The following is an 11,838-nucleotide window of genomic DNA, read 5'->3' on the forward strand; positions in this document are numbered from 1 at the left end:
CGAACTTAGAAGTTTAATGTTATAGTTATTAGAAGTAAAGGGCAATTAAAACTTAATACGCTAATACCTCATCTCTTTGAGGTGAGGTAGAGGTGCGGATGGTCAAGAGTAACCGGGCAAAAACCCCGCAGGTTAATGCTGCCCGGTGAAAGGGGCCTTCGCCGAAATCCCTTACGGTAGCGGACGTAAGGGGTTGGGCCTATGCCGAACAGGTATAGGACTGTCACCCGTTTTAGCGGGTGGAGCGCTACCTTGCTGGGAGCTGAGGTATTTCCTCGCTATTGCCGCATGCCAATTGCGGGTCTTTGGGGAAATACCAAGGGCCCGCAATATTTTATTATTTATAAGGGGGAGAGATGGCATGCGTTTTACCGGTACGATGAGGGTAAATGAAAAAGGTCATTTAGAAATAGGCGGTGTCGATACGGTAGATTTGGCCCGGGAGTTCGGTACCCCACTTTATATTTTAGATGAGGAAGAATTTCGAAAAAACTGCCGGGAATACTACCAAAACTTCACCCAAAAACACCCCGGGTCAATGGCGATTTATGCGGGAAAAACCCTTTTAACTACTGCAATTTGCCGTTTAGTTGAAGAAGAGGGTTTGGGGCTTGATGTGGTGTCCGGCGGCGAACTTTATACTGCTATAAAAGCAGACTTTCCTTTGCACAAGGTGTATTTCCACGGCAACAACAAAAGCCCCGAGGAAATCAGGCTTGGAGTTGAAGCCGGAGTAGGCCGCTTTGTGGTGGATAATCTTTACGAACTGTATCTTTTAAATGACATTGCAAAAAGCTATAAAGTACGGCAACCAATATTATTAAGGGTTAGTCCCGGGATTGAGGCCCATACCCATGAGTATATTAAAACCGGGCAAATTGACAGTAAATTTGGTTTTCCCATTGAAACCGGTCAGGCAATGGATGCGGCCCAAAGGGCCTTGGAACTGGACGGAATTGAATTAAAAGGTTTTCACTGTCATATAGGCTCGCAAATCTTTGAACTTGAGTCTTTTGCTCACACGGTAGAAGTCATGACCGCCTTTATGGCTGAAGTATTTAAAGCTACCGGTTTTATGACGGAAGAATTGGATTTAGGCGGCGGTCTTGGTATTTACTATGCTGAAGGTGATAACCCTCCTACGGTGGCGGCAATGGCGGAGACTATTTTTACAACTTTAGAAAGTCAGTGCCAAAAACTCGGACTTAAAGTACCAAAGGTGATAGTAGAGCCGGGACGTTCAATTGCCGGTCCCGCGGGAAGTACGTTATACACGATTGGGGCAATTAAAGATATCCCGGGAATTAGAACCTATGTTGCGGTGGACGGTGGGATGGGTGACAATCCCCGACCGGCATTATATCAGGCTAAGTACGAAGCAATAGTGGCAAATAAAGCTAACGACCAGCCGGTCAAGTTAGTTTCAATTGCCGGTAAGTGCTGTGAGTCAGGGGATATGTTGATTTGGGATATTGAATTGGCGGAAATTAAGCCTGGAGACCTTTTATTGGTTAGCAATACCGGAGCTTACAACTATTCCATGGCGATGAATTATAACCGTTTACCCCGACCGGCCATGGTTTTAGTTGGTGGGGGAAAGGCGGAGCTGATTGTTCGCCGGGAAACTTATGACGACCTGTTAAGCCACGATTTAATCCCCGCACATTTAAAAACGCGCAAGGTAGTTACCATGTATTAGAATAAAAACCTCTTGATTCTTCCATACTATTGGTTAGAATCAGGAGGTTTTTTTATGAAAATTAGCTGGGGAGAAGGAGTAGCTTTAATAATAGGTGCAACGGTAGGATCGGGCATTATCTCGTTGCCGGCAATAATGGCTGAGGCTGCCAAGAGTTCCGGCTGGTTGCTCATTTTTCCCGGGGGATTTATAAACTTTCTTTCACTTTTAACGATAGTTGTTGTCCAAAGTTATTGGCCAGACCAAACTTTTATCGAGTACGGGGAAAAGCTTTACGGTAAATTTTTAAGTCGTTTTTTTGCCCTTATTTTTGTTTATTATTTTCTCTGGTTGGCAAGCTTGGTTCTCAGGGTTTTTACCGATTTTGCGGCAGATACGCTTTTAGAAGAAACGCCGACTTACATAATGATAATGTTATTCCTTTTATTATTTTTTTATTTTTGTAACTCCGGTTACGAAACGGTGAAAAATATAAATGTGATCTTTATGTTTATAAAACTTGCCTTACTGCTTGTAGTAACGTTTTTTATCATTAATAAATGGGAGGTAGAATATTTAAAGCCGGTAATAAATCCCGAAATTAATCTTTTAAAAGGTATTTTTGGTAGTGTATTTTCCTTTTCAGGTTTTAGTATTTTTTTATATTTTGCCAAAGATTTCCGTGACTTGAAAGACGGGATAAAAGCTTCGGTCGTAGGTATGGGGCTTGTAACTTTAATTTATGCAGCTGTATGTTTAGTAGGTCTAATGATTTTTGGACCGGAATCGTTAGCACGGATGCGTTATCCCTCATATGAGATTATCAAAATGTTAAATATCGGGTATGTTGTTTACCGCTTGGATAGCTTACTGATTGGTGGCTGGATGACGGCAATTTTCACGGTGGCGGGACTTAATATTTTTGCTGCGCTGTTAGTGTTACGTAAGGCCTTTGGGCAAAAAGATTACCGGCATTTAACGGCTCCAATCTTGCTTTTGGTATTTTTTTGGGCTATTGCTCCTCAAAATATTGCCGAAGTAAAGGATGACATGGGAACCTTATCCTGGTTGGCATTTTTTCTTGAAGTAATTTTTCCCTACATCTTATTACTTTTAACCATTATCAAAAAGAGAAAGAGTACTTAGTTAACGTTTTATGGTATAATTATATAGATTAAGTGTAACGGAGGAAATTATGGATTTAATTACTACCCATCACAATATGGATTTTGACGGTTTAGCATCAATGGTTGCTGCGGGGATTTTATTTCCCCAGGCAAATCTTCTTTTGCCGGCCAAGGTTTTGCCAGCAGTGGAGGAGTTTCTTGCTCTTTACAAAGATAGCTTAAAGATTCAGAAAAAAATAACTACCCCCAGGGATGTAAAAAGGCTAATCCTGGTGGATAGTTCGGAACTTTCCCGCTTTTCTCATATCCGGCATTATCTAAACGAAAATCTGAAAATTATTCTTTATGACCATCATCCTTTAGCTCCCGATTTAAAGCCTTATCTTGCTGAAAAATTTGTAAAGCCCACGGGAGCGACTGTTACCCTGTTAATACAAAAATTAAAAGAATTAGGGATAGAGATTTCCTCGGTTGAAGCTACGGTTATGGCTTTGGGAATTTATCAGGATACGGGAGGGTTGTTGTATCCCTCTACTACCAAAGAAGATATTGAAGCGTTAGCCTATTTATTTAATTTTGGGGTCAACTTGGAAGTAGTGAACCGGTTTATAAAAAGACCGCTTTCCCGGGAACAGGAATTTTTGTTAAAAGAACTGTTAAATAATGCTGTCACCGAAGAAAGCAAGGGCTTTTTTTACCTTGCCACCTGGGCCAGAGCCGATGATTATTTACCCGGGCTATCTTTTATGGCCAGCTATTTAATGGAAATGCACCGTCCGGATGTCCTTATCATGGCCGTGCAAATGGGTAAAACGGTGCATTTAGTTGGCCGTTCTACCAAGGAAGAGATTGATTTACGTTCAATTTTATACGGCCTTGGGGTCAAAGGACACCCGCAGGCGGTTTCTTTAACCCTTAAAGATAGGGATGTTCAGGAAGTTTTAGAAATAGCTTTAAAATTGCTTAATAATTTTAAGATTCCCGCAAAAACCGTTAGAGAAATTATGAGCTGGCCGGTGAAATTTGTAACTGTGGATAGTACCGTGGAAGAAGCGCGAAAAATTATGGTTCGCTACGGCCATTCGGGGTTACCGGTGCTGGAAGGGGATAAGTTAGTTGGGATTATTTCCCGAAGAGATGTCGATAAAATTATCCATCATAACCTGGGACATGCTCCGGTTAAAGCTTACATGAGTAAAAATCCTGTAACCATTGAACCTGAAGCGTCCCTGGAAGAAGCATTAAGACTTTTAATAAAGCATGATATTGGCCGGTTGCCGGTGGTAGAAGGAGGAAAGTTAATAGGGATTATTTCCCGGACGGATCTTTTAAAGCAGTATCACCGGCCTGAAGAATTAAGGCCCCATAAAACCCTTTACCGGGAAGGGAGTTTTGAGGTAAACTTAAAGAAGCTTTTGGATGAAAATATTTCCCCGGAAGGTCAGGAGCTAATCAACGTCGTCGGCAAATGGGCAAGTCAACTTGGCATGCGGGTATTTTTAGTCGGGGGAATTGTGCGGGATTTACTTTTAGGCCATAAACAAAAGGATTTGGATATTGTGGTGGAAGGTGACGCTCTTGTTTTAGCCCAAGAAGTGGGCAAAACCCTTTCGGCAATAAAGTTTATTCCCCATGAGCGTTTTAAGACTGCCTCGATTATCCTGAAAAACGGGCAAAAGATAGATTTTTCAACTTCCCGGGTGGAATTTTACCAGCATCCTGCTGCACTGCCGGAGGTGGAAGTTTCCACTATTAGGGAAGATTTATACCGGCGGGACTTTACCATAAACTCTATGGCTATAGAAATCACCTACGGCCATACCGGTGAACTTTTTGATCCTTTTGGAGGGCTTTTGGACTTAAGAGAAGGGATTATAAGGGTTTTACACAACTTAAGCTTTGTCGAAGATCCTACGCGAATTTTAAGGGCGCTTCGTTTTTTAGGTAGATTTAATTTTAAACTTGAGGAAAACACCGAAAAGCTTTTGGTTGATGCTATTGCAGGCGGATTTTTACACTTGGTTTCTCCTGCAAGAATCCTGTACGAATTAAAACTTATTTTTGCCGAAAAGGATATTTTAAAAATCCTTAAATTTTTAAAGCATTACGGTGTTTTTCAGGAAGTTTTTCCAAAAGCTTTTTATGAAGAAGATTATTTAAGACGTTATTTCAATTATACTGTGGAATATTTCCGGTTACTAAAAGAAACGAATATTCCCTGGCTGCACGGGGTAATGGGGGTTTATGCAAAAAATTTAGAGGGAATTGAGGAGTTTATAAAAAAATATCCTTTAACGGGAGAAGAAGAAGAAGTTTTAAGACAGGGAGCTTTAGGAATTAAGGAAGCGTTAAAACTTTTATCTCTCCCCCGGGAAGTAAAAGGGGTGGAAATATTCGAAACTTTAACGAAACTTCCTCCGGAAGGTTACTGGGCTTTATATCTGTTACTGGATAGATTCCGGGCCAGAGAGCGATTTAAAACGTATTTCGAAGAACTGAGATTTATCAAGCCCGAAATTACCGGCGAAGATTTAAAAGCCTTGGGTTTAAAGCCCGGTCCCCTGTATCGAGAAATTTTACATAAAATAAAAATGTTAAAAATTGATGGGGTTTTAAAGAATAAAGATGAGGAAATTTTATATGTTAAACAAAATTATTTTTGAGGAGAGTTACCATGGATAGTTTTTTTGGGTTCTTAAGGATTCCGTCATTGTACGACCTGGGAGTGATGCTTCCGGGGATAGTCGTCGGTTTAACCATCCATGAATTCAGTCATGCTCTGGTAGCTACAAGCCTCGGGGATGATACGCCCCGGAGGGAAGGAAGGTTAACCTTATCCCCCCTTTCCCATATCGACCCGGTAGGATTTTTGCTGCTTTTAATTGCCGGTTTTGGCTGGGCTAAACCGGTTCCCGTTAATCCTTACAACTTCCGGGGTGAGCCGCGTAACGGTATGGCTTTGGTGGCCTTAGCCGGACCTTTATCCAATTTTGTGCTGGCTTTTATTATCGTTCTTTTCCTGGCTTTCGGGGGGATAAATCTTCCCTATGCTTGGGAAATTGGCATTACTGCGGTAGCGATCAACGTATCTTTGGGGGTATTTAACCTTTTACCGGTTTTTCCGTTGGACGGGGAAAAGATATTTAATCGTTTTTTTTCTTACGAAATCCGGAAGTTTATGGTTAGCTATGGTCAGGCAATACTCCTTTTATTACTTTTTACCGGCGCCATTTCCTTTGTTTTACAACCAATTACGCGGTTTATCTTAAATTTTTATTTTGCACTGTTTAAGCTTTTGGCAGGATAGGAGGATTTGAATATGGAAAAAATCGTATTAAGCGGGATGAGACCAACGGGGAGGCTCCACTTAGGCCATTTACTGGTGCTCGAAAACTGGGTTAAACTGCAAGAGGAAGCTAAATGCTTTTATATGATTGCCGACTGGCATGCTTTAACTACCGAATATGAAAATACCGATGAAGTTTTACAAAACATTGAATATTTAGCTTTGGATTTTCTTGCTGCCGGAATTGACCCGGAAAAATCAGCATTGTTTGTGCAATCGGAAGTAAAGGAGCATGCGGAGCTGGCTCTTTTGTTTGGTATGTTTACTCCCCTTTCGTGGTTAGAACGGGTTCCCACCTATAAGGACCAAAAGGAAAAGCTTGGAGAAATGGGGAAAGATTTAAATACTTACGGTTTTTTAGGTTACCCTTTACTGCAGGCAGCGGATATTTTAATTTACCGGGCAAATTTAGTGCCGGTAGGGGAAGACCAGCTTCCCCATTTAGAGCTTACCCGGGAGGTCGCCCGGAGGTTTAACTATCTTTACGGTAGTGTATTTCCCGAGCCGCAGGCGGTGCTTCATGCCGTTCCGCTGCTACCGGGGATTGATGGACGGAAGATGAGTAAAAGTTATAAAAATGAGATTGCTTTATCCAGCACACCGGAGGAAGTCTCTGAGCAGGTGAGAAATATGATTACCGACCCGGCAAGGGTTCGAAAAACCGATCCTGGACACCCCGAGGTTTGTGTGGTGCATACTTACTATCAAGTTTTTTATCCGGAAAAAGTAACCGAAATAGAAGAACAGTGCCGAACGGCAGGAATAGGCTGTGTGGCCTGCAAGAAACAGTTGGCTTTAAAAATTAACGAAATTTTAGAACCCCTTAGGGAAAGAAGGGAAGAATTTTTAAAAGGCAAAAAGTATCTTGAAATATTGGCCGAAGGGCAGGCAAAGGCGAGCCGGGCAGCTAAGGAAACAATGAGGGAAGTTCGGGAAAAAATGAAGCTGAGGTAAGTTATATGTATAAGATTGTCCTGCCGGTCTTTGAAGGACCGTTAGATTTACTGCTCCATTTAGTGGAAAAAAATAAAATTGATATTTATGATATTCCCGTTGCGGAAATTACGCGGCAGTACCTTTGGTACTTAGAGCAGTACCAGAAACACAATTTGGAAATAAAAAGCGAATTTTTAGTGATGGCCAGCCACCTTTTATACTTAAAAGTAAAAATGCTGTTTGGGAAAAAAGAGGAGGAAGAAGACCCGCGAACCGAACTGGTCGAACGCCTGGTAGTCTACCAGAAGTTCCGGGAAATAGCCCAGTATTTAAAAGAAATTAGGGGAAACTTTCCCAGCGTTTATCGCCGCAAAGTTAACGTTGAAGAGTTATTAAAGATGTATTCGGTGCGTGAGCTGAAAGAAATTCCTCTAAAAAAACTTACCGAAAGCTTAAACCAGACCTTGCTGCGCCTTGAAACTTCGCCAAAACCAATTACCTTACCGGAAAAGGAATATACCATAGAAGAAAAAATGGGAGAAATTTTGCGGTACTTACTCAGACAGGAAAAAGCTCTGCCTTTCTCCCAGCTTTTTGCCCGGGTGGAAAGTAAAAGAGAAGCGATTATCCTGTTTTTAGCCCTATTGGAGCTTTTGCGCCAGGAAGTGGTGGAGGCTTGGCAGGTGAAAACGGATGGAGAAATCTGGATACGGTATGTCGGTTCTGTTTCCAATAAATCTTGAAGGGGCTTTAGAAGCGCTTCTTTTTGTAAGTCCGGAACCCTTATCCCTGAAAAAAATTGCCCAGACGTTGGAATTATCCGTAGAGGAAGCAAAAGAAATAGTTTTGCGGTTGCAGGAAAAACTCGAGCAGGACCAGCGGGGTATAATGCTGCATTTTTCCGGGGAGGAGGTTTGGCTTACCACCCGCCCGGATTTTTCCGTTTATATAGAAAGGCTTTTTAAGCCCCCGGCCCAGCATTTAACCCAGGCAACTTTGGAAACCTTGGCCATTATTGCTTACAAGCAACCGGTTACCAAAACGGAAATTGAACTCATCCGCGGAGTAAAAGCCGATAGTTCTATCGCTACTCTTTTAGAAAAAGGGCTTATTGAAGAGGCGGGACGGAAAGATGCTCCCGGCCGTCCCATTATTTACAGGACCACTGCCAAGTTTTTGGAGTTTTTTGGCTTGAAAAGTCTCGATGAACTGCCACCGTTAAATTTGGAGAATGAAGCGGTAAATGATGGAAATAATAATTTTGAGGAGTAATTTGGTAAAAGAGGTGGCAGTTATTGGAGCTTGGTCTTTATTTTGAATCTACCGAAGATGTAGAAATTAACCTTGTTTTTCGTCTTTTTTTTGGGCTTTTGAATTTTGAAGTTGCCCTGCCTTTACCGGAATTTACCGAGCATTTTGGTGGAGAAATTCCGGTAGTGGGGCATTTTATTTTTTCTAACCAAAAGGCGGTTAAAAAAACGACAAAAGTGAAAATGTTCCGGGGAAAGGTAATTAGATTTCTAAAAGCCTACTGGGATTACCTTAAACTTTTTAACAAAACTAACCTTTATTTTCAAAAGGGGTTAATAATTAAAAAACTATCTGTAGAATTAAGCCCGGGTCTGAAGGACCCCTTTTACTTTGGTATAGTTTCGGGGGTTTTGTATTCGTTATTTGGAACGCTTTATGCCCTTTGTGCCCGGCGTTTTAAAAAAGTAGAGCGATTTTTTTTAAATATAGACCCCCGCCTGGGAATCAGGTTTTCTTTAAAATTATCTCTTTTAATAGAAATACCCTGGTATCATTTACTGCTAACCGCCACCTTCTTATTTTTCCTCCTCCTGAAACAAAAAATAAAAGGTATATTCAGGCAACCTTTGGTACAAATTAAAGGGGAAAAGTAAATTGGAGGTGGAGGAAATGGAAACTCAGCATCATCCCATTGAAAGTTTAATGAAAACGGCTATGGAAAGTATAAAAGAAATGGTAGATGTGGATACGGTGGTGGGAAGCGCCGTAGAAACTCCCGATGGCAGTGTGATTATTCCCGTATCCAGAGTAACCCTGGGCTTTGCTGCTGGAGGAAGTGAATTTTCTACCGGCGAAGGAAAGGAAAAATCTTTACCCTTTGGGGGTGGCAGCGGCGCCGGCGTTTCGGTGCAACCGGTGGGTTTTTTGGTAGTGGGGAAGGGACAAATTCGCCTGTTACCGGTAGATACCAATGCTTTGGTGGATAAGCTTATCGACCTGACCCCAGAGCTTTTAGCTAAAATCCAGAACTTTGTCGGCAACAACCGCAAAAAACCCGATCTCCCCCTCGAAGCCTTCGAAACTCCAACCGCCTAATTCAAGGACGGTTCTTATATTTACGTCCATACGCCAAAAAGAGGGACGGTTCCGGTATTTGCGTCTAAACGCCTAAAAAAAGAACCGTCCCTTTTTTGGTGTTCTAAAGGGGGAGAAGGGTGAATAGGATAGTAGTACAAGCCTGGGGAGGAGAGAAAGATGCTGAATTATCTGTGGGGGGGAATGGTGCTTCTTGGGTGTTTGGCGGCTTTTTTGCAGGGAAAGCCGGAGTTAATAGTTAAAGCGGCTTTAGAGGGGGCCAAGCTTGCGGTAGATACAGCTTTTGGACTTGTAAGCATTATTACCTTTTGGCTGGGGATAATGCGCATCATGGAAGAAAGCGGCATAGTAGAAAATCTCTCAAAGGTCCTGGCTCCATTAATTCGCCTGCTTTTTCCGGAGATTCCACCGGGACACCCGGCGGAAGGTGCGATTCTTTTAAATTTGAGTGCCAATATTTTGGGTTTAGGTAATGCTGCCACCCCTTTTGGTTTAAAAGCGATGGAAGAGCTTTCCCGCTTAAATCCGCAAAAAGATACCGCAAGTCGAGCAATGTGCACTTTTTTAGCCTTAAATACTTCCGCCGTAACATTATTACCCGCCACAATCATTGGACTTCGGCAGAAATTTGGGGCGGCAAGTCCTGCTGACATCGTAATTCCCACTTTTTTAGCAACCTTAATAGGATTTACTTTGGCGTTAATTGCCGATTACTTTTTTAAAAAATCAAGGTGGTAAAATGATTATAAAATTAGGCAATTGGCTTTTACCGTTAATCTTGTTTTTTGTGATATTTTACGGTATGTTAAAAAAAGTAGAGGTTTATGAAACTTTCTTGGAAGGAGCCAAAGATGGGTTTAACACCGCCATCCGGACTATCCCTTATCTTGTAGGGATGGTAGTGGCTATAAATATTTTTTTTGAATCCGGGGCTTTAAAAGTATTGGCGTTAGGGCTAAATCCGCTTTTAAATAAACTTGGCATTCCGGCGGAAGTCCTGCCTCATGCCCTTTTAAGGCCCCTTTCCGGTGGGGCTGCCTTGGGAGTTGCCGCCAAATTAATGGAGGCATACGGTCCCGACAGTTTGATTGGGCGGATGGTATCTACAATGCAAGGGAGCAGCGATACTACTTTTTACGTATTGGCCCTTTATTTTGGCTCCGTTGGGATTAAAAAATTTCGTTATGCTCCTTATGTTGGGTTAATTGCCGATTTTACAACTTTTCTTGCCTCGGTCTTTGTGGTAAAAATCTTTTTTGGCACTTAATATTAATTTTTTTCGGGGATAAGGTATGAAGAAACAGACAAAAGGTTTAATTGTTTATTTAATTGTAGGCGCATTAACGGGTGGCGTTTTATTTTGGGCTTTTGGAGAACTTACCGAAGTAATTTTTACTTCCCGGAAAAATTTTGTCTGGGACGAAATTATTCTAAAAAAGGTTCAGGCAATTTACTTTCCCGGAATTTTACCATTGATGAAAGGCATCACTTTCTTAGGTTCCATTGGTTTTTATATGATGCTGGTACCGGTTATTTCTTACTTTTTTTACCTGAAAAGACGTTATGATAGCCTTACGGCCTTTTTAGGAAGCTTCATTGGGGCTTCGGTTTTAAATTATGTCTTAAAGCTTCATTATTTAAGATTAAGACCAACGCTGTACTTTAAAATATCGGAAAGTGGCTACAGTTTTCCCAGTGGACATGCTATGATCAGCATGGCAGTTTACGGAATGTTTTTTTACCTTTTGGCAAAAAATAACTTTCCCCTTCCCAAAATTTTGCTTCTTATTCTGGGAATCGGTTTTCCTCTTTTAATTGGGTTTAGCCGAATTTACCTGGGGGTTCACTGGCCCACAGATGTTTTAGGTGGATTTATTGCCGGTTTATTTTGGCTTATTGTAACAATAATAATAACGGAAATTTTATTTTGGAAAAAAAGGAAGGGATGAGCATAATTAGGTAAATTTCAAAGTAAAAAAAGAAAAAGTTGGAAGCTAATTATTGTTAAAGGGGATGAAATAGGGTGAATAGGAAGACGTGTAAAAAACTGGGTATAAAAAAGGTTATACTAACCCCTTGAGAAATTAGGGAAAAATTTAAAGAAGAAAGGGACTAAAATAAAAAGTTAAGCAACCGTTTTGAAGCCAACCAGAGATTTAGACTTATCAACATGGTTATCGTTGATAGCAGCAATAGCCAGAGTGAGAAGGCAAATATGGCCAATAGTATTTAAGTTAGAAATAGAATTAAAGTTTCTTGTAAAAGCTTTTTCAAGATTTAGGTTTTTCCAGCGTGAATTGTATCTTTCCGATTCAGTTCGTAGAGCATAAATCTTTTTAAAGAAAACAGAATTTCTGTTAATTGAAGAGCGATAGTCGGAATTAACAGTAATGTATTTAGTGCAA

12 protein-coding genes, 1 pseudogene and 1 riboswitch are annotated in these 11,838 nt (G+C 41.2%); of the genes and pseudogenes, 12 read left to right on the forward strand and 1 reads right to left on the reverse strand.

The window, feature by feature from the left end:
* Nucleotides 1–79 precede the first annotated feature (79 nt).
* A riboswitch (Lysine riboswitch) is annotated at nucleotides 80–258 on the forward strand.
* A gap of 103 nt (nucleotides 259–361) precedes the next feature.
* The 12 genes from lysA to CARFE_RS14330 all read left to right on the forward strand — a co-directional run bounded on the left by lysA (nucleotide 362) and on the right by CARFE_RS14330 (nucleotide 11,382).
* Nucleotides 362–1,699 carry a diaminopimelate decarboxylase gene (lysA, locus tag CARFE_RS0104890; RefSeq protein ID WP_028051944.1) on the forward strand — a complete coding sequence of 446 codons (1,338 nt, stop codon included), beginning with the start codon at nucleotides 362–364 and terminating at the stop codon, nucleotides 1,697–1,699.
* 54 nt (nucleotides 1,700–1,753) lie between these two features.
* Nucleotides 1,754–2,824, forward strand: coding sequence for a GerAB/ArcD/ProY family transporter (locus tag CARFE_RS0104895; protein WP_028051945.1), 1,071 nt, complete (start codon nucleotides 1,754–1,756; stop codon nucleotides 2,822–2,824).
* A gap of 49 nt (nucleotides 2,825–2,873) precedes the next feature.
* Nucleotides 2,874–5,468: a CBS domain-containing protein gene (locus CARFE_RS0104900; protein WP_028051946.1), complete on the forward strand. Its 2,595-nt coding sequence runs from the start codon at nucleotides 2,874–2,876 to the stop codon at nucleotides 5,466–5,468.
* An 11-nt stretch (nucleotides 5,469–5,479) separates the two neighbouring features.
* A complete protein-coding gene (locus CARFE_RS0104905; RefSeq protein ID WP_028051947.1) occupies nucleotides 5,480–6,112 on the forward strand; it encodes a site-2 protease family protein in 633 nt (210 codons plus the stop codon).
* A 12-nt stretch (nucleotides 6,113–6,124) separates the two neighbouring features.
* Nucleotides 6,125–7,105 carry a tryptophan--tRNA ligase gene (trpS, locus tag CARFE_RS0104910; RefSeq protein ID WP_011344839.1) on the forward strand — a complete coding sequence of 327 codons (981 nt, stop codon included), beginning with the start codon at nucleotides 6,125–6,127 and terminating at the stop codon, nucleotides 7,103–7,105.
* 5 nt (nucleotides 7,106–7,110) lie between these two features.
* On the forward strand, nucleotides 7,111–7,830 hold the full coding sequence (locus tag CARFE_RS0104915; protein WP_028051948.1) for a segregation and condensation protein A: 720 nt from the start codon (nucleotides 7,111–7,113) through the stop codon (nucleotides 7,828–7,830).
* Entirely contained in the window at nucleotides 7,781–8,359 is a 579-nt protein-coding gene (gene scpB, locus CARFE_RS0104920; RefSeq protein ID WP_011344837.1) for an SMC-Scp complex subunit ScpB, read from the forward strand. The genes CARFE_RS0104915 and scpB overlap by 50 nt, the downstream gene beginning before the upstream one ends.
* Nucleotides 8,360–8,382: 23 nt before the next feature.
* The gene (locus CARFE_RS0104925) at nucleotides 8,383–8,991 is read left to right on the forward strand and encodes a hypothetical protein (RefSeq protein ID WP_028051949.1); all 609 of its coding nucleotides are present in this window, start codon (nucleotides 8,383–8,385) and stop codon (nucleotides 8,989–8,991) included.
* Between the two features lie 16 nt (nucleotides 8,992–9,007).
* Nucleotides 9,008–9,433: a GerW family sporulation protein gene (gene ytfJ, locus CARFE_RS0104930; protein ID WP_028051950.1), complete on the forward strand. Its 426-nt coding sequence runs from the start codon at nucleotides 9,008–9,010 to the stop codon at nucleotides 9,431–9,433.
* A gap of 159 nt (nucleotides 9,434–9,592) precedes the next feature.
* Nucleotides 9,593–10,171, forward strand: coding sequence for a nucleoside recognition domain-containing protein (locus CARFE_RS0104935; protein WP_028051951.1), 579 nt, complete (start codon nucleotides 9,593–9,595; stop codon nucleotides 10,169–10,171).
* A 1-nt stretch (nucleotide 10,172) separates the two neighbouring features.
* Nucleotides 10,173–10,700 carry a spore maturation protein gene (locus tag CARFE_RS0104940; protein ID WP_011344832.1) on the forward strand — a complete coding sequence of 176 codons (528 nt, stop codon included), beginning with the start codon at nucleotides 10,173–10,175 and terminating at the stop codon, nucleotides 10,698–10,700.
* Nucleotides 10,701–10,725: 25 nt separating this feature from the next.
* Nucleotides 10,726–11,382, forward strand: a complete 657-nt coding sequence (locus CARFE_RS14330) for a phosphatase PAP2 family protein (RefSeq protein WP_051250165.1) — start codon at nucleotides 10,726–10,728, stop codon at nucleotides 11,380–11,382.
* A 176-nt stretch (nucleotides 11,383–11,558) separates the two neighbouring features.
* On the opposite strand, the pseudogene CARFE_RS16430 reads toward CARFE_RS14330, so the two are convergent.
* Nucleotides 11,559–11,838: pseudogene (locus CARFE_RS16430) on the reverse strand (transposase); the annotation flags it as partial.

It is taken from the genome of Carboxydothermus ferrireducens DSM 11255, from assembly GCF_000427565.1.
Classification (GTDB): Bacteria; Bacillota; Z-2901; order Carboxydothermales; family Carboxydothermaceae; genus Carboxydothermus; species Carboxydothermus hydrogenoformans.